Genomic DNA, 18,070 nt, shown 5'->3' with positions numbered 1-18,070 from the left:
AGACTGATTAGCAGGGTGTCGTGAGTGGATTGGCGACAGGTGACGACCTCGTAGCCTGGCCAGAAAGCAGCAAGATCAATAGGATGCACGGCGACAGCTGGGCGTGGGGGTTGGTGTGTTTGGCGACTGCCAATCTGCCCACTTCCCTGACTGTCAACTCGCTCTGCCCCCAGATTCCGCGAAGAACCACAAAAAAGGCGAGCCGCCTGACCAGCCGTTTCGACCTCTGTTCTGAAAGTGGCTTCACCCTCGCTCCCACAGGGAGAGAGGGTGAGTGGCCAAGCGACGTGGATTCAGTACACCCAGACTTCCACGCGGCGGTTCTTGATCCGCCCTTCGTCTGCGCTGTTGGCGGCTACGGGCAGCTCGTCGCCAAGGCCGATGACCTCGCGGAAGCTGACGCCACCCTTGGCCAACTCACGGCGCACCGCCATCGCGCGCAGCTTCGACAGCAGGTCGGCCCGATGCGGATCGGCCTTGGGATCACCGAACCCCACCAGAACGGCTCGGCGGTCCATCTTGCCTGCCTGCTGCAGATAGCCCAGCACCCGCTCCACATCGCGCATGGCCTTGGTGTCGAGCGCTGCGCTGCCTTCCTGGAAGCGGAAGTTCACCGAAAGCCTCTGGGCGCCGTCGGCAAGGTCGCGATAGGGGGCGGGCATGCTGTCGAGTGCCTCGACCTTGATCGCCTGAACCTGTTGGCCGACGAACCCGGTCTGCGCCACGATGGCTTGGCCGCGGGGGCTTTGCGCGAACTGCACCAGGGCCTCGGCCCAGGGGTTGCTCTGGCCGGGTTTGATGTAGAAGAAGAGCCGACGCGACAACGGATAGTCTTCGGTGGCGATCAGGCTGGTGCTTGGGAACATGGCCTGCGACTCGCCGTCGGCAATGGCTACCGTCCGAGCCCGGCCGATGGACGCCAGGCCGACGAAGCCGATGCCTTGCGGATCATCGCTGACGGCGGCAGCGAGCTTGTCATTGGACTCGAACCGCGAGGCGGCACTGGCCAGGCTCTTGCCATGGCGCGCGAGCACCAGCTCCTTGAAGGTGTCGTAGGTGCCGGACTGGTCATCCCGGGCGTAGAGGCGAATGGATCCGCCGTGACCACCCAGCTCCTCCCAAGTCTTCACTTCACCGGCAAAGATAGCCGCCAGCTGATCGGTGCTCAGCGAGCGCAGCGGATTTTCCGGATGCAGGATGATCGCCAAGCCATCAATGGCGATCACCTGTTCGGCCGAGTGACTGCGCAGGTCGCCAAAACCGGCCAGTTCGGTGACTTCGGCGTCCTTGATCGGCCGCGATGAGGCGGCCAGGTCGGCGCTGCCGTCCTTCAGCGCGATAAAGCCTGTGGACGAGCCGTGAGCAGCCAGTGCAATCCGCGCTTGGCGGCCATCGGCGCTCTTGCCCACGACGATGACTTCATTTTCGCGGTCTCCCGGAAGTTGCTGAATTGCCTGCAGCCCCTGCTGTTCCATCAGTCCCCTGACCAAAGCTGGCGCCAACTTGGCACCGATGGTGTTGGAGCCTTGGATGCGCAATACCGGCGTTGATTCGTTGTGCAACGGCAGGGCGGCAAATACCGACCAGGGAAAGGCGTAGCAGAAGAAACCGAGCAGCAGGAGACTGGGCGTACGACTCCACAAATCCTTTTCGCTGACGGTCAGGGAGCGGGGCATTGGAGAACACCTTCTAGGAGGGACTGGAAAGAGCCGCGAGATTAAGTCAAAGCGGTGACGGAGATGTGACAGGCCGTTGCCTGAAGCGGGAATTACCCTTGAAGTGATCTTTTGGGGGCGTTTAGGCGTTTCCTACAGCCGTATAAGCCTTGTCCTGCATGTGGGAATTTCTGGAGCGGCTAGGGTAGCCCGCTGCTGAAAGTCCGCCATTTTTCGCGGCTTTCACCTGGCGCTGATGCGCATTTCCTGAAAGGTGTAAGGAGTGTTGTGATGAGTGGTTGGTTCGAGCTGAGAAAGAACAGCGGCGGCACGTGGCGGGTTCGGCTCAAGGCGGCTGACGCGCAGACCCTGCTGGATAGCGGGCTGTATCCGGACCGCACGGCTGCGGAGGAGGCGATTGCCCTGTTCAGGGAGAACTGCGTTCACCAGGAGCGCTATCAGCGCCGTATGGATTCGGGCGGCAAGTCGTACTTCCATCTGCGCGCGGCCAACAAGGAAACGATTAGCGTCAGTCATCTCTATGACTCGGAGCCAACCCTGGAGCTGGCGATCGAGACCATCATGCGGGTGGGTGCGACGCAGTTGGTGAAAGAGGCCTGAGGCATCGAGACCAGCGCAGAAAGAAAGGGCCCATCTTCGGATGGGCTTTTTAACTCTGCTCCTCAGGCGGTCTCTAGCATCGCCCGTGCTGGGGCCCCAGTGCAGCAGATAACGGCTGCTACTCTTGCTTTGATGCCTGATCAAGTTGCAGCTCGATAGCGTCGGCGGGTCGAGAATCCGATTGACTCAGGTGAAGGAGAGGGCATGTCTTCCACTACGAAAAAGTCTGCAAAGCATTCAACGAAACAAGCCGAATCGGAGCGGTTCGAGCCGGTCTTTTACTCGCGCGAAGAACGCATCAGTAAGGGCGAACGCTTGCGCGAGACCGTGCCACGTTCGAGCCATGCGATATGGAAACTGCCGCGCAAGCACCGTGACCCTGTAGCCGTCCTGGAAGAGTCCAACCGCTATCGACTGGCCGAACTGGTGCCGGTCCGTTACGGGCGCATGCTGCAGAGCCCTTTTACCTTTTTGCGTGGTTCGGCGGGGCTGATGGCTTACGACCTGGCCACCACGCCGAATACAGGCATAAAGGTGCAAGTCTGTGGGGATTGCCACCTGCTGAACTTTGGACTTTTCGCAACTCCCGAGCGAAACCTGATCTTCGACATCAATGATTTTGACGAAACCCTTCCCGCTCCCTGGGAGTGGGATGTCAAACGCCTCGCTGTCAGTTTCGCCGTGGCCGCGCTCGACAACCAGCTCTCAGACAAGGTGGCCCGGGCTGCGGCAACCGAGTGCGTGCGTGCCTACCGTGAGCGGCTGCGCGAATGTTCGAAGTTGAGTCCGTTGGAGGTCTGGTATGACCGCCTTGACGCCGAAACCATTCTCGATATGGCCCCCAATGCCAAGATCAGGAGGTCTCGGGAACAATTGATGGCCAAAGCCAGGCAGCGTGTCGGCGATTACCTGTACCCCACAATCAGTGGCGAGGTTGGTGGGAGGCGCCGCTTGATCGATCAGCCGCCGGTCTTTTTTCATCTCGCTGAAAAGGGCTACGATCAAACCGTACACGAGGCGCTGGACGCCTATCGACTCTCCTTGCCAGACGAGCGCCGCAACTTGATTGATCGTTACCGTCTCGAAGACATTGCCGTCAAGGCAGTCGGGATTGGCAGCGTTGGTACTCGTTGTTTCGTTGGTCTGTTCTTCTCGGCAGAGAATCACCCGCTGCTCCTGCAGATCAAAGAGGCTTGTCCCTCGGTGCTGGAGCCATATGCCGGCAAGAGCATCTATGAAAACCACGGCCAACGAGTTGTCACAGGGCAGCGGCTGATGCAGTCTTCCAGCGACATCTTTCTGGGGTGGACCCACGGCCGGGAAGGCCGATGTTTCTTTGTACGTCAGTTACGGGACATGAAGATGTCCGTGCCTGTCGAAGGTGCATCGGCTGAACAAACGATGCTTTATGCCGAGTTGTGCGGCCGCACCCTGGCTCGCGCCCATGCCAAATCCGGTGATTCAGCGCTGATCAGCGGTTATCTGGGCAAGTCGGATGCTTTCGACAAAGCCCTTGGAGAATTTGCCATGGCCTACGCGGATCAGAATGCGAAAGACTATGCAGCCCTGGTGGCCGCCGAAAAGTCCGGACGAATCAAGGCGCTGTTCGAGGAAGAGTGACCGGGTCTCCTGGGGCCTTGGCCATTTCGCGGAGGGGCTGCGTTGCGCTTCAACTCAAATGTTGGGTGATGATATCCCGGGCTTCAGTCCGGACTGAGTCGCTGCTGAGTTTGTTGGTGGCAAACTCAGCAATCTGGCCTGCGGTCAGGCCAGCTCCAACCAGATTGGCGCGTGATCGGATGGCTTTTCCATGCTGCGCAGATCGTAATCGATACCGGCATCCTTGATCCGCGACTGCAGCGGGTTGCTGGCCAGGATCACATCGATTCGCAGGCCGCGTTTGGGATTATCCTCGAAACCTCGGCTGCGGTAATCGAACCAGCTGAAGCGATCATTCACGTCGGGGTTGAGGTGGCGGTAACTGTCGATCAGGCCCCAGCCCTTGAGGCGCGCAAGCCATTCGCGCTCCTCCGGAAGGAAGGAACACTTGCCGGTTTTCAGCCAGCGCTTGCGGTTCTCTTCACCGATGCCGATGTCGCTGTCCTCGGGCGAGATATTGATATCCCCCATCACCACCAGTGGCTGGCCGGGCTGGAAGCCGTTTTCCAGAAGTGTCTGCAGGTTGGCATAGAACCGCTGCTTGGCCGGGAACTTCACCGGATGCTCACGGTTTTCGCCCTGCGGGAAGTAACCGTTCATGACCGTGATCGGATTGCCCTGAGCGTCGGCGAAGGTGCCATAGATGAATCGTCGCTGCGCATCTTCCGGGTCATCCGGGAAGCCTTTGTGCAGTTCCAGGGGCTCCTGGCGGGAAAGCAGGGCAACGCCGTAATGGCCTTTCTGTCCGTGGTAATGCACGTGATAGCCGAGCTGGCGGATCTCCGCTTCCGGAAACTGTTCGTCGGCGACCTTGGTTTCCTGCAGGCCGATCACGTCCGGCTGGTGCTTGGCAATCAACGCCTCCAACTGGTGCGGCCGCGCACGCAGGCCATTGATATTGAAAGAAACGATTTTCATCTCAGCGCATCCTGTGAAAAGGCGGATGCTAGCCGATAGGCGTCGGTGCGGCCAGTTTCTGGCCAGTCTTCCAGGGCGGTGCTAATTTGGCCCTTGGCCCGATAAATAAAGAATGACTAAAGAGGTGCCACTAATGCCTGGATACATTCCTACCGCACCAGTCGAACTGCGCATGTTGGATGGCGGCTACAGCCGCGAAGCGCGCTCCCTGCTGTATCACGCTTACCGCCATGAGCCGACCTTCGCCTACCTGTTCGAGGCTGAGCGCCCCGGGTATGACCAGCGCGTGCGGGCGACCGTCCGGGAGCTTGTTCAACAGCACTTCAGCGAGGAGCTGCCGGCCATCGGCCTGTTGATCGAGGAGCGCCTGGTAGGCATCGTGCTGATCGCACCGCCACAGCGTCGGTTGGATATCACCGAGAGCTGGGGTTGGCGCTTGCGTATGTTGTTGAGTACGGGCTTCCGTTGCACCCGCCGCTACCTCGACTATCACGAAGCAGTGCTCGCCTGCCTGCCTCCGGGGCCTTACCACGTGCTGCCGCTGATCGGGATCCATCCGGAGTTCCAGGGGCGCCACCTGGGTGAAAAACTGCTGGAGGCGTTACACAACTGGTGCGCCGAAGATTCGGGCTCGCAGGGGGTAGTGCTGGACACCGGAAACCCGCGTTACCTGGAATTCTACAAACGCCAGGGATATGAGGAGGTGGGGGAGGTGGCCCTGGGCTCGGTGGTCGAGCACGTGTTCTTCCATCCCAACCCGCGTCCTCTGATGGAGGCCAATGGCTGATTGCTACAACTAGGGACGCTCCGGCGTCCCGTGATAGCATTTCGCGAATGAATTTCTGCCATGGATTGCGCGGGCTGGTATTGCTCAGCCTGCTGTGCACGAGCACGCTGGTGTTGGCGAAAGCCACGCTCGAAGTGAAAGTCGACCCTGCCAATGCGGCGCTGAAGGCCAATATCGAGGCCTTTATCGGCGACCTTGGTGATCGTGACGAGAATGCCTTGCAACGGTTCCGCCGTGCTGCCGAGGAGCAGGCGCGTATGGCCGCCCAGGCGCTGGGTTATTACCAGGCCGAGATCGACAGCCGGGTGGCCGAGGGCAAGGCGCCTACGTTGCGCTTGACCGTGGTGCCTGGCGAGCCCGTGCGGTTGCGTAATGTCGTCGTGCGTGTGGAGGGTGAGGCTTCAACGCTGAAGGCGTTCCGTGTGCCCAATAGCAAACGTCTGAAGCCGGACGCGCGGCTCGAACATGACGCCTACGAGGATGCCAAGAAGCTCATTCAGAACCAGGCCCTACGCTTTGGTTTCTTCGCGGGTCGTTTCCGTTCCCAGCGCCTTGATATCGACCCGCGTGCCGGCTATGCCGATATCGAACTGATCTACGACAGCGGTCCGCGCTACAGCCTCGGTGCCGTCAGCTTCCAGGGTGATACACCCTTCGATCCAGACCTGCTCGCGCGGCTGGTCCCCTTCCCGGCGAACACGCCCTACGACTCGGACCAGGTCGCCAAGCTCAGCCAGAATCTCCAGGCCAGCGGCTATTTCGAAGAAGTGCGCGTGGATGCCAGCCCGACGCAGGGCGGCGGCCGCCTGATCCCCGTGAGCGTGCGCCTCAAGGCGGTCATGCCGCGCACGGTTGGTTTGGGCGTTGGCGTTTCGACCGACGTCGGACCCCGTGCGCGGGCCAATTGGACACGCCACTGGGTCAACCCCCAAGGCCACAGCCTGGGCGCGGAGACAGAAGCTTCCGGTGTGCGGCAGAGCGTCGGCGCCTGGTACCAGATTCCGCTGGACCCGCCGTTGACCGACAGCTTGCGCTTCACCACCGGCTTGCAGCGGGAGGACCTGGTTGATGTCAGGAGTCGTCGCTTCACCCTGGGTACTCAATGGCAGTCGAAGTTGCCAAATGATTGGCAGCGGATCGTGTCGTTGCGCTGGGAACAGGAAAACTTCGACTTCGGTGACGGCAGCGACGATGGACGCAGCAGCTTCTTGATGCCGGGGATCAATTTTGGGGTCACGCGCAGTGATGCCAAGCTCGACCCCAGTCGGGGCTACTCGTTGCAATTTGATGTGCGCGGCGCGAAAGAGGGCATCCTTTCTGACGCCGATTTCACCTATGCCAGCGCCATGGCCAAGGGCCTTTACACCTTGCCCGGTGGCCACCGCTTCCTCGGCCGGGCGCAGGCTGGCGGCATCGCGACGACCGACTTCGACGCCATCCCGCCATCGCTGCGCTTCTTCGCCGGTGGTGACCAGAGTGTGCGTGGCTATGACTACCAGACACTGTCGCCTGAGGATCACGAGGGCAACAAAGTCGGCGGACGCTACTTGCTGGTCGGCAGTGCCGAATATCAGTACCCGATTGCCGAACGCTGGCGACTTGCAGCCTTTGTCGATCGTGGCAACGCGATGGACTCGCTCAATGCCGCCATGAAAACCGGCGCCGGTATTGGCGTGCGCTGGGTGTCGCCGGTCGGTCCGATCCGCCTCGACCTGGCCAAAGCCCTGGATGATCCCGGTGGCTATCGCATCCACTTCTCCATGGGGCCTGAGCTATGACCCGGGGGCTGAAGCGCGGGCTGCTGGGCCTTGCTGCCTTGTTGGTTGGGCTTCTGGCTCTGCTGGCGGTTCTCCTTTTCAGCGCAGCAGGAGGGCGGTGGTTGGTTGGCCAGCTGCCCGGCCTCGATGTGCAGGGCTTCGAGGGGCGGCTGGCCGGGCGCTGGAGCGCCGAGCGAGTTGTCTGGGCACAGGGCGATATCGTGCTGTCGCTGCAATCGCCAGCCTTGGACTGGTCGCCCGCCTGCCTGCTGCGCGGCATGCTGTGTGTGAGGGAGCTGGCGAGCGAGCGCATCGACTTGACGCGGCCGGCAACTCAGTCCGGCGACACAGGCCCGGTCAATCTGCCGGAGTTGCGCCTGCCATTGGCCATCCAGGTGGATCAGGTGCGGATTGGCCGCTTCGTCATGGATGGCAGCGATCAATTCCAGGATCTCCGACTAGTTGCCCGTTGGCGGGCCGAAGGCTTGTTGATCGAGCGTCTCAGCCTGCATCGCGATGACTTGGCGCTTGAGCTGCAAGGCTCCCTGCAACCGGAGGTTGGCTGGCCGCTGAAGTTGCGGGGCACGCTTGAGCTGCCCGCTCCGGATGATCAGCCTTGGCGCCTTGCGTTGGATATCGAAGGCAAACTGCAGGAACGGCTGATGCTGCGCGCCGACAGCAGCGGCTATCTGGCAGGAAGGCTGGAGGGTGAACTGCAGCCACTGGTTGACGGGCTCCCGGCCAGCGCACGCCTGACGGCCGACGGATTCAAAGCCGGCGCCGAGCTGCCTGCCACACTCACCCTGAACCATTTGGAGCTGACGGCCCATGGTGACCTGAATCAGGGCTACGAGGTTCTGGGCAAAGCCAATCTGCCGGGGGAGGGAGGCGACGTGGCGTTGGACCTCGGCGCGCGCGTGAATGCCAAAGGGGCCGATATCCGCCAATTGCGTCTGGCGACCGCGCCGGAGCAGCGCCTGGAGTTGATCGGGCGAGTCGACTGGCAACAAGCCCTGGCCATCGATAGCCGATTGCAATGGCGGGACTTCCCGTGGCAACGACTGTTCCCGCAGGAACAGCCACCACCGGTGGAGCTCCATCAGCTGGTTGCCGAGATCCACTATGCCGAGAGCCGCTATCAAGGCCGGTTCGATGGCCAGCTTACGGGGCCTGCGGGTGACTTCAGCCTGAGCAGTCCGGTGGCCGGCGACCTGGCCAGCGTCTCCCTGGATGACCTGCTGCTTCAGGCCGGCAAGGGCCGGGCGCAAGGTAGGGCACGGATCGAATTTGCCCAGGGCATCGGCTGGGACAGCCAGCTGGCGCTCAGCGATCTGGACCCGGCTTACTGGATTGAGGCGTTGCCCGGTCGCCTGGCTGGCAAGCTCCAGTCCAAAGGCGTCTGGCGCGACGGCCGCCTGGAGCTGGACGCCGACCTTGACCTGAACGGCCAGCTACGCGGCCAACCTGCATTGTTTCAGGCCAAGGCCAATGGGGCCGGCGAGCGCTGGGCACTCAGCGGAATGCAGGTGCGTCTAGGCGATAACAAGGTTGAAGGCCAGGCTCAGCTGGACCAGAAGCTGACGGGGCGGATCGATCTTGCGCTCAACCGACTCGGCCAACTCTGGCCCAAGCTTTTTGGTCGTTTGCAGGGTCGTCTCGACCTGGCCGGCACGCCGCAGGCCCCGGAAGGACAGCTGACGCTCACCGGTGCACACCTGGGTCAGGCAGACAACCGCCTGGATACGCTGAAGGTGGACGCGAAACTGGACCAGGCCCAGCGGGGCAACCTGATGCTTCAGGCGGATGGCCTGGCGTCCGGCGACAATGAGTTTGGCGCGCTGACGGCCAAGGGCTCCGGTGATCTCCAGCGCCAGCAACTGGAGCTCCAGCTCAAGGGGCCTTTGCTGGATCTGTTGTTGGCGCTCGACGGCAAGCTCGATGGGCAAGCCTGGTCGGGCCGATTGGCGCGTGGCGAGGTCCAGGCCGGGGGCCAGGATTGGCGTCTTGAGGCTCCTGCCAGGATCCAGCGCCAGGCCGATGGCCGCCTCGACTTTGGTGCCCACTGCTGGCGCTCCGGTGCCGCGAGTTTGTGCGGTGGCGAGCAACGACTGATGCCGGAGCCCAAACTGGATTACCGCCTCCGGGACTTCCCGCTGGCCAGCCTGGCACGTTGGCTGCCGGAAGACTTTTCCTGGCAGGGTGAGCTCAACGCAGATGTGAAACTCGACCTGCCGGCCAGCGGCCCCAACGGGCATATCCGCCTGGATGCTGGCAGCGGTGTGCTGCGCCTGAAGGAGGAAGACCGCTGGGTGGATTTCCCGTACCAGCGCCTGTTGCTCGATAGCACACTACGGCCGCAGCGGATCGACAGCCAGCTGAGCTTCCAGGGCGATGGGCTCGGCCAACTGCAACTGGATGCCCGCGTCGATCCGCGCCCGGCGAACAAACCGCTGTCTGGCCAGTTCCGTCTTGAAGGGCTGGATCTGGCGGTGATACGTCCGTTCGTACCCAAGGTGGAACAGCTGGAAGGGCGCCTGCTGGGTGGAGGCAGCCTCGGCGGTACCTTGCTGTCGCCCTATGTGCTGGGCAATCTCAATTTGCGCGATGGCCGGATTGGCGGTGGCGACCTGCCGCTGAGTTTCGACAATCTGGAGCTGGACGCGCGTATCGCTGGCGAAAGCCTTGAGCTCTCTGGTCAATGGCGCAGCGGCGAGCAAGGGCAGGGCAGTCTTTCCGGCAGCTTGGCGTGGGCCCAAGGGCTGGACGTTGATCTCACCCTGCGCGGCTCGCGTTTGCCGCTGGTCGTCGAGCCCTACGCCAACCTGGAAGTGGAGCCGGACCTGCGCATTGGCCTGGCGGGCGAGCGCTTGGCCGTGAGCGGCAAAGTGTTGGTGCCCAAGGGCAAGATCAGCATCCGTGAGCTACCGCCTCAGGCGGTGAAGGTTTCACCGGATGCCCGCATCGTCGGGGAAGACCAGCCCGAAGCGAAGGGATTGAAACTGGCCATGGATGTGGACGTCGAAGTCGGCCAGGAGCGCTTGCGCTTTTCCGGCTTCGGCCTCACCGCGGACCTCCAGGGGCATCTGGAGGTAGGCGACAATCTGGTCGGGCGTGGCGAGTTGGTACTGAAGAACGGTCGCTATCGTGCCTACGGCCAGCGCCTCGATCTGCGCCGCGCGCGCCTGCTGTTCGCCGGCCCACTGGACCAGCCTTACCTGGATGTGGAGGCGGTGCGCACGGTGGGCGACGTGACGGCAGGGCTGCGCCTCAACGGTCGTGCTGACGAGCCCAGCACGGAGGTCTTCTCCAACCCGGCCATGAGCCAGGAGCAGGCACTGTCCTACCTGGTTCTCGGACGACCGCTGAATGCTGGTGGTGATGGCAATGCCGTTGGCCAGGCGGCTGTGGCCCTGGGCTTGTCGGGCAGCGCGCCGCTGACCAGCGAACTTGCCGAGCGACTTGGCCTCAAGGAACTGATGGTTGATGACGACGGTGCCATCGGGCAGATTACCGACCGCCTGAGCTTTCGCTATGGCCTTGGCGTGCTGGAGCCCACCAGCGTGGTCGCGGTGCGTTACGAGCTCACCAAGCGCCTTTACCTGGAGGCGGCCAGTGGCCTGGCCAGTTCGTTGGATTTGTTCTACAAGCGGGATTTTTGATTCCCGCGCATACCGGACTCCGCTGACAGGCCTCGGGCAGAAGCTGGCCATGCCAAACAAGGATGCCGAAAGCCCTGACTCAAAAGTCAGGACATTTTCCGTGGCCCATGCTTAACTTTGCGTTTTCGTGCAACCCCACCTGAAACAAGGACTCATGCAATGGCTCAAGTAACCCTGAAGGGCAACCCGATCAACGTCGAAGGCCAACTGCCGCAGAAGGGCCAGCAAGCCCCGGCGTTCAGCCTGGTCGGCGGCGACCTGTCTGACGTGACCCTGGCCAGTCTGAGCGGCAAACGCAAGGTGCTGAACATCTTCCCGAGCGTCGACACCCCGACTTGCGCCACCTCAGTGCGCAAGTTCAACGCTGAAGCCAGCAAGCTGCCCAATACCCTCGTGCTGTGCATTTCCGCCGACCTGCCGTTCGCGCAGAAGCGTTTCTGTGGTGCTGAAGGCCTGGAGAATGTGGTGAACCTGTCGACGATGCGCGGCCAGAACTTCCTCAAGGATTACGGTGTGGCTATCGCCAACGGCCCGCTGGCAGGCATTGCGGCCCGTGCCGTGGTGGTGCTGGATGAGAACGATAAAGTGCTGCACAGCGAGCTGGTAGCAGAAATCGCTGACGAGCCCGACTACGCGGCAGCGATCGCTGCGCTCTGAGCAGCGGTGACGTGAATGAAGAAGGGAGGCCAGTGGCCTCCCTTTTTTGTGGTTCTTTGCGGAATCGGGGGAAAGAGCGAGTTGACAGTCGGGGAAGCGGGTAAATTGGCAATCGCCAAACATCCCAACCCCCACCCCCTGCTGTCGCCGTGCATCCTATTGATCTTGCCCCTTTCTGGCCAGGCTACGAGGTCGTCGCCTGTCGCCAATCCACTCACGACACCCTGCTGATCAGTCTTGAGCCCCAAGCCGAGCGCTTCCCGATTTGCAGCCGCGTGCCAAACCCAACCTGTTGATCCACGAGCAGCAGCACATCCGCCAACCTGCTACAACTGCCGGTGCGTCGCGTCGACTGCCTGTACTGCGGACGCGTATCCGAGCGGATCGACTGTCTGGCGCCGGCTTCCCGCCTTCCCCGGAAAGCAGTCTGCAACACCTCCTTGGCGGACTTGTCGGGCGGAGTGACACATCGAAGGCGCACGAAACCTTGTAGGAGCCAGCTTGCTGGCGAATGGCGAATGTTCGCCAGCAAGCTGGCTCCTACAGAGAGAGTACCGGCTGTCCGGCTGTCAACTCGCATCTCCCCCAGATTCCGCGATGAACCTTTTTTGTTGTTACAGCGCGTTCCTCAAACCCCTTGCTCATTCTGCAGGTTGGCCTGGGTGATGTTGCTGCCCGGTGGCACGCTGCGGGTCAGCCAGACATTGCCGCCGATGGTGGAGCCCTTGCCGATGGTGATGCGACCCAGGATGGTGGCGCCAGCGTAGATCACCACGTCATCCTCGACGATCGGGTGACGCGGCTGGCCTTTCTGCAGGTTGCCGTCCTCATCCGCCGGGAAGCGCTTGGCGCCGAGGGTGACGGCCTGATAAATGCGTACGCGCTCGCCAATGATGGCTGTCTCACCGATGACCACGCCGGTGCCATGGTCGATGAAGAAACTCTTGCCGATCTGAGCACCGGGGTGGATGTCGATGCCGGTAGCGGAGTGGGCGATCTCGGCGATCATCCGCGCCAGCAGTGGCAGACCGGCCTTGTAGAAGTAATGCGCCAGGCGGTGGTGGATGACCGCGTGCACGCCGGGGTAGCAGATCAGTACTTCGTCCACGCTACGTGCGGCGGGGTCGCCCTGGAAGGCGGCCAGCACGTCGGTATCCAGCAGGACCCGCAGCTTGGGCAGGGTGGCAGCGAAGCCCTTGACGATCTCGATGGCCTGGCTGGCGATGTCTTCACCGCTAGCCCCGTTCTGCCGCGCTGCGTAGCTCAATTCGCGGCGTACTTCACCGGCAAGGGCGTTGAGCGCCATGTCCAGTGTGTGGCCGACGTAGAAATCTTCGCTTTCCTCACGCAGGTCAGCCGGGCCGAGTCGCATGGGGAAGAGGGCGCCACCCAGGGCTTCGATGATCTGCCCGACGGTGGTGCGCGAAGGCAGTTCGCGCCCACCGCGGTCCTGCAACCGGCCGTTCTTGCTACGCCACTGGGCACGAGCCTCACGCAGTTCGGTGACGATCTGGTCGAGCTGCCAGTTGACCGGATGGCAGCCGGTCGCGACATAGGGGAGTCTGTTCATGTGGGTTACCTGTTAAGCATTGGCCGGATCGCTATAGCCTGCTGAGAATCACCCCTTTTCTGCAAGCGGTGATTCGCAGGAAACGCCTGACGGACCTTCAGTCCGCCGGCACCAGGGGCTGGACTTGCTGGCGCGGGGTGGCCGTCGCGGTACAGCCGATCGAGGCGAGGATGATGCAGCAGATGGCCAACCACTGGCTGGCCGCCAGCGTTTCGCCAAGGAACAGCAACCCGGACAGGGCACCGAAGGCGGGTTCGATGCTCATCAGGGTACCGAAAGTCTGCGCTGGCAAACGAGTCAGGGCGATCATTTCCAGACTGTACGGAATGGCCGTTGAAAGGAGTGCGACGCCTAGGGCCACTGGCAGCAGTTCTGGAGCAAGCAGGGCACTGCCGGCATGCACGACGCCAATGGGCGCGATGAATAGGGCAGCGACCATGACGCCCAAAGCGGCGCCTTGCATCCCGTGGTCGGCGCCTGCGCGCTGCCCGAAGAGGATGTAGAGCGCCCAGCAGACCCCGGCCCCCAGCGCATAGGCAATGCCAGTGTGATCGAGGTGGTCGCTGGTCTGGCCGAGAGGCAGGAGAAGCCACAGGCCGAGCACCGCCAGGGCGATCCAGACGAAGTCGATCGGTCGACGGGAGGCGAATAGCGCCACCGCGAGCGGACCAGTGAATTCCAGGGCCACGGCAATGCCCAGCGGGATGGTGCGCAGCGACATGTAGAACATCAGGTTCATGCCACCCAGCGCCATGCCGTAGATGATGATCGTGCGCAGCGAGCCGGCATTGAGGCGGGCGCGCCAGGGCCGCAGCACTACCAGCAGGATCAGCGCGGCAAAGACCAGGCGCAGGGTAGTGGTGCCTTGGGCGCCGATTATCGGGAACAGGCTCTTGGCCAGGGACGCGCCACTCTGGACGGACGCCATGGCGACCATCAGGACGGAAACGGGAAGCAGACTTGATGCAAGGCGACGCGACAGCGAGGTCATTGGACGGATCCGGCGAGGCAGTGAAAGGGGTGGCGCATTTCTACTGATTATGTGCAACATAGTGCGCAAAAAACAGGGTGTGAGCAATATGTTGCCCAAATCTGATGATCGCCCCAATGTGCTCGAACACGTTTCCGAGAACGTGCGCCGCCTGCGTCGCACCGCTGGCCTGAGCCAGGAGGCGCTTGCCAGCGCCGCAGGCGTCAGCCGAAGGATGCTGGTGGGCATCGAAGGCGGTGACGTGAACGTCAGCCTGGCGACCCTGGATCGTATCGCTGCGGCCTTGGGTGTGTTTTTCCCTGACCTGGTCCAGCGGCCGGACCGGCCGGATCGCTCACGGATCAATGCGGTGGCCTGGGTCGGAAAGAAGCCGGGCAGCCGCGCTACGTTGCTGGCCAGCGCCACCGCGCGACACGAGGTGGAGCTCTGGAGCTGGTCCCTTGGGCCGGGCGAGGCGCATGTCGCCGAGCCCGATGCGCAAGGGTGGCAGGAAATGGTCTACGTCATCGAGGGCATCCTGAGCGTTCGTCGCGGCGACCTCGAGAACCAGATACCCGCTGGTGATTTCCTGGTGTTCGCCAGCGACCAGCCATACACCTACGCCAACCAGACCGATAGCCTGGTACGTTTTATCCGCAATGTCCTGACTTGAGTGGTGTAGTCGCCCTTCAGGTGTCTGGTTGGGCTGTGGGTACGAATGAGTCCTCCCACAGCGAACAGCCCGTTGTGGCGTTTACTCTGCTTCTCCATCGTCGTCGCTGCCGATGAACGCATCCAGGCAACGCAGGGTATGGCTGCCCTGGGTGTCGTCAAGGGTCCAGCAAACGTTGGCCGCGTCGAAACTTGCGGCCTGGACGGCTGCGAGGCTGAAGCGCCATTCGCGGCGGGTGCGACCATCCATGCATTCCACGCGCAGGAAAGGTGCTTCGCCATCACCCGGTTGGCCGGCTTCTAGTGCCGCCAGCTGGGTCGGTTCAAGCGTGAACTCCCAGGCGTGCAGCCCATCGATTTCCAGCATGTCGGCAGTTTGCAGGGCGGCGAACAAGGTGTCGTGGTGCATGTTTCCAATCATCCGTAAGCGGGGGCGCGGCATGATAAGGCAGTCGCGCGTTCAGCGCTCGGCTACCTCACCGGCCTCTGCCAGGTAAGGCAGATTCTGCTCTCGGATTCGACGTCCGGCTTCGTCGTAGAGGAACGGCAGGAACATATAGCGGCGACCGGCGGTGACCGGCGTCGCCTCGTGCAGCAGCGAGCAGGAGAACACCACGGCACCACCGCGAGGTGCACTGTAGGTGCCTTGCCCGAATTCCGGGAAACGCAGACTGCCGCCGTCGTAGTCACCGCTGTTGAGAAACAACGACACGGCAAAGCGCCGGTGCGCGGTGCCTTTGGTGGTGTTGTCCCGATGGGGGCGAAAGTGGCCCCCTTCCTCGGCGTCGTAGCAGGACACCAGGTACCGCTCCATGCGGGTTGCCTGGAACTGGAAGGCTTTTTCCACTTCGGGCAGCAGGCGCCGAGTGATGTGCGCGATGCAGCGCTTGCGCAAGGCTTCGTCCTCGACCGTGCGATCACGCCGGCGCTTGTGATCGTATTGCAGCAGTTCCACGGTCTTGCCGTCGCGTTCGACCATGAAGCCGGAATCCGTTCCGCCGTGTTCCTCGTAGTAGTCGATCAATGCCTGGCACAGGTCCGGCTCGAAGATTCGCGGCACCACCAGCACCGGAGCATGTCCGCTCACCGCCGTGGCAGGTGCTATGGGTGGCTGCGCCTGCAGCAGGGCCAGCAAGGCATCGACATGGCCTTTACCACTTTCCACGATCGGCAGTACGGCAATCACGCGTAGTCTCGGGTCCAGCAGGTAGGTCATCTGGCGGATCGCGCCACTCTCTTGAAGAGCGCCATAGAGGCTAAAGATCGAACGGTCGAAATCCCAGAAGAAGCGGATGCCCGGCAGCAAGTTGCGCACGCGGTTCTGCTCACGGTCCCGCGGGTCTGCGGTAACGCCGAAGAAGCAGGCGTTGGAATCGTCAAAAATTTCCCGGCGGGTAAGGAGATCCGCAAGCACGCGCGTTGCGGTTGGATCTGCGGCCGAACCAAGAAAGCACAGGGCGATATAGCGCCCGGCGATGGTGTCGAAGGTGAAATGCTCACGGCCGGGTGTGCTACTGGTGAACCAGGGCACGGCCTCACCCGGTGCTACGGGGTACTTGCGCATGGTCAGGTCCGCTTGCAGTGGCTTGGAATCAAACTAGTCCAATTGCTGCCGACGTGCCCCGGCATCCTGCCGTGGCGTCTCCGACATGCCCGCATGCTTTACTGTTTCTCCATCGCTCTGGGAGCCTTTTCGGATGATCCACTACTACGCGCAGACCGACGGCGCTCTGCACGCAACCTCTGGCCAGACGGGCACGGCGATTCCGCCCGGAACCTTGTGGATCGACCTGATGGACCCAGAGCCCGAGGAGGCGGCCTTCATCGGCCAGGCACTCGGTGTTGAGATTCCAGGCCGTGAAGCCATCGTCGAGATCGAGGAAACCTCGCGGCTCTATCAGCACGGAGGTGCGCTCTACCTGACCGCTACGCTGGTCAGTGGCATCCGCCAGCAGCGACCGATATCCAGTGATGTGATGTTCGTGGTAGCGGCCGATCATCTGGTGACGGTGCGTTATGCCAACCTGCCGTTCTTCGAGTACCTGGAAGACAAGTTCCTTCGCGAGCCGGAAAGCCATGGCTCCAGCGAGCAGATCTTCATTTCACTGTGCGGCAGCGTGGTCGATCACATTGCCGACATGCTCGAATTGATGCAGCGCGATCTGGATGAAATGTCCGAGGCGGTGTTCAGCGACGATCGCAGCGCAGCGTCCGCACGCAAGCCGGGCCGCACCGACTTGCAGACGGTGGTCAAGCGACTGGGTCGGCACAACTCGGCGCTTTCCAAGTTGCGCGAAAGCCTGATGAGCATGGGGCGGGTGCTGGACTACTCCAACCAGTGGGCGAGCCTTTGGGTCAGTGACCCAGGCCTCGATCGCTCACGTTCCATCGAGCGCGACATTCGCTCGCTGGTGGACTACGTGGCGAAGATGTTCGACGAAATCGCTTTCCTGCTCAGCGCGACCCTGGGACTGATCGATATCGAGCAGAACAGCATCATCAAGGTGTTTTCCATTGCCGCGGTCCTGTTCCTGCCGCCGACCTTGGTGGGCACGGTCTATGGCATGAACTTCCGGATCATGCCGGAGCTGGACTGGGCGTTCGGTTATCCGGTGGCTGTTGGCCTGATGGTGGTCTCGGCGATCCTGCCGTACGCCTGGTTCAAGTGGAAAGGCTGGCTCTGAGCCCAACTGCAGCCACTGCCGGAGTTTGGACAGAGCGACGCGAAGCCCAACGGTCCCTTGCAACAACCTTGAGCTTCGCTTTTTGCCGCAACGATGTAGCCCGGACTTCAGTCCGGGAATTTCCGTGCCATCCCGGGACTGAAGTTCGGGCTACTCAAGCTGCACTTAATAGTCGTTCTTGCAGCCCGTGCCCCAGACCAGGTACTCGATGGTGTTGCGCTGCATCTGGCTGTCTTCGTAGGTCATCCGTGCCGGCATGATGCCGCAGAAGGTGGACAGGTCGGTCATTTCCACGACGCGGGCGATGTCCAGGTGCATGCCGTAGGTGTACTGCGTGACGGGCGGCTGTGCTTCCTGATCCATTGAGCCTGCCAGGGCACCGGTGGCGGCGAGGCTCAGTGTCAGGGCGATTATCAAGCTTTTCATGAGGGTTTCTCCTTGAGGAGAGGTGGTGTTGCGGG

Annotated in this window: 15 protein-coding genes; 8 read left to right on the top strand and 7 right to left on the bottom strand. The window is 62.2% G+C overall.

Going from position 1 to position 18,070, the window contains the following annotated elements:
- Positions 1–293: 293 nt before the first annotated feature.
- Positions 294–1,676, bottom strand: coding sequence for a substrate-binding domain-containing protein (locus tag J7302_RS23695; RefSeq protein WP_215380526.1), 1,383 nt, complete (start codon positions 1,674–1,676; stop codon positions 294–296).
- A gap of 270 nt (positions 1,677–1,946) precedes the next feature.
- On the opposite strand from J7302_RS23695, the gene J7302_RS23690 reads away from it, so the two are divergent.
- Entirely contained in the window at positions 1,947–2,276 is a 330-nt protein-coding gene (locus J7302_RS23690; RefSeq protein ID WP_215380523.1) for a YegP family protein, read from the top strand.
- A gap of 204 nt (positions 2,277–2,480) precedes the next feature.
- Positions 2,481–3,896, top strand: coding sequence for a DUF2252 domain-containing protein (locus J7302_RS23685; RefSeq protein ID WP_215380521.1), 1,416 nt, complete (start codon positions 2,481–2,483; stop codon positions 3,894–3,896).
- A 144-nt stretch (positions 3,897–4,040) separates the two neighbouring features.
- Here J7302_RS23685 and xthA read toward each other — a convergent pair whose 3' ends face one another.
- Positions 4,041–4,853 carry an exodeoxyribonuclease III gene (gene xthA / locus J7302_RS23680; RefSeq protein WP_215380519.1) on the bottom strand — a complete coding sequence of 271 codons (813 nt, stop codon included), beginning with the start codon at positions 4,851–4,853 and terminating at the stop codon, positions 4,041–4,043.
- A gap of 133 nt (positions 4,854–4,986) precedes the next feature.
- Between xthA and J7302_RS23675 the strand changes: the two genes are divergently transcribed.
- From J7302_RS23675 to tpx, 4 genes are all read left to right on the top strand, one after another.
- On the top strand, positions 4,987–5,640 hold the full coding sequence (locus tag J7302_RS23675; RefSeq protein WP_215380516.1) for a GNAT family N-acetyltransferase: 654 nt from the start codon (positions 4,987–4,989) through the stop codon (positions 5,638–5,640).
- Positions 5,641–5,687: 47 nt separating this feature from the next.
- Entirely contained in the window at positions 5,688–7,418 is a 1,731-nt protein-coding gene (locus J7302_RS23670; protein ID WP_215380514.1) for an autotransporter assembly complex protein TamA, read from the top strand.
- Complete coding sequence (locus J7302_RS23665; protein WP_215380510.1) at positions 7,415–11,056, top strand: translocation/assembly module TamB domain-containing protein; 3,642 nt, start codon at positions 7,415–7,417, stop codon at positions 11,054–11,056. The genes J7302_RS23670 and J7302_RS23665 overlap by 4 nt, the downstream gene beginning before the upstream one ends.
- A 159-nt stretch (positions 11,057–11,215) precedes the next feature.
- A complete protein-coding gene (gene tpx / locus J7302_RS23660) occupies positions 11,216–11,713 on the top strand; it encodes a thiol peroxidase (RefSeq protein WP_215380507.1) in 498 nt (165 codons plus the stop codon).
- A gap of 628 nt (positions 11,714–12,341) precedes the next feature.
- On the opposite strand, the gene epsC is transcribed toward tpx, so the two are convergent.
- A complete protein-coding gene (gene epsC / locus J7302_RS23655) occupies positions 12,342–13,283 on the bottom strand; it encodes a serine O-acetyltransferase EpsC (RefSeq protein ID WP_215380504.1) in 942 nt (313 codons plus the stop codon).
- Between the two features lie 97 nt (positions 13,284–13,380).
- Positions 13,381–14,274, bottom strand: a complete 894-nt coding sequence (rhtA, locus tag J7302_RS23650; RefSeq protein ID WP_215380502.1) for a threonine/homoserine exporter RhtA — start codon at positions 14,272–14,274, stop codon at positions 13,381–13,383.
- Positions 14,275–14,323: 49 nt separating this feature from the next.
- On the opposite strand from rhtA, the gene J7302_RS23645 reads away from it, so the two are divergent.
- Positions 14,324–14,926: a helix-turn-helix domain-containing protein gene (locus J7302_RS23645; RefSeq protein WP_215380500.1), complete on the top strand. Its 603-nt coding sequence runs from the start codon at positions 14,324–14,326 to the stop codon at positions 14,924–14,926.
- An 81-nt stretch (positions 14,927–15,007) separates the two neighbouring features.
- On the opposite strand, the gene J7302_RS23640 is transcribed toward J7302_RS23645, so the two are convergent.
- Both J7302_RS23640 and J7302_RS23635 read right to left on the bottom strand, forming a co-directional pair.
- Positions 15,008–15,334: a DUF5629 family protein gene (locus tag J7302_RS23640; RefSeq protein ID WP_215380498.1), complete on the bottom strand. Its 327-nt coding sequence runs from the start codon at positions 15,332–15,334 to the stop codon at positions 15,008–15,010.
- A gap of 51 nt (positions 15,335–15,385) precedes the next feature.
- Positions 15,386–16,489 carry a 2OG-Fe(II) oxygenase gene (locus tag J7302_RS23635; protein ID WP_215380496.1) on the bottom strand — a complete coding sequence of 368 codons (1,104 nt, stop codon included), beginning with the start codon at positions 16,487–16,489 and terminating at the stop codon, positions 15,386–15,388.
- Between the two features lie 133 nt (positions 16,490–16,622).
- Between J7302_RS23635 and J7302_RS23630 the strand changes: the two genes are divergently transcribed.
- Positions 16,623–17,609 (top strand): magnesium transporter CorA family protein, encoded by a 987-nt coding sequence (locus J7302_RS23630; RefSeq protein WP_215380493.1) that lies wholly within the window; start codon positions 16,623–16,625, stop codon positions 17,607–17,609.
- Positions 17,610–17,774: 165 nt separating this feature from the next.
- On the opposite strand, the gene J7302_RS23625 is transcribed toward J7302_RS23630, so the two are convergent.
- Positions 17,775–18,035, bottom strand: a complete 261-nt coding sequence (locus J7302_RS23625; protein ID WP_215380491.1) for a DUF2790 domain-containing protein — start codon at positions 18,033–18,035, stop codon at positions 17,775–17,777.
- Between the last annotated feature and the right edge of the window lie 35 nt (positions 18,036–18,070).

Origin of the sequence: Metapseudomonas boanensis (genome assembly GCF_018704125.1) — a bacterium.
GTDB lineage: Bacteria > Pseudomonadota > Gammaproteobacteria > Pseudomonadales > Pseudomonadaceae > Metapseudomonas > Metapseudomonas boanensis.
This window is presented reverse-complemented; position numbering and strand designations above follow the sequence as displayed.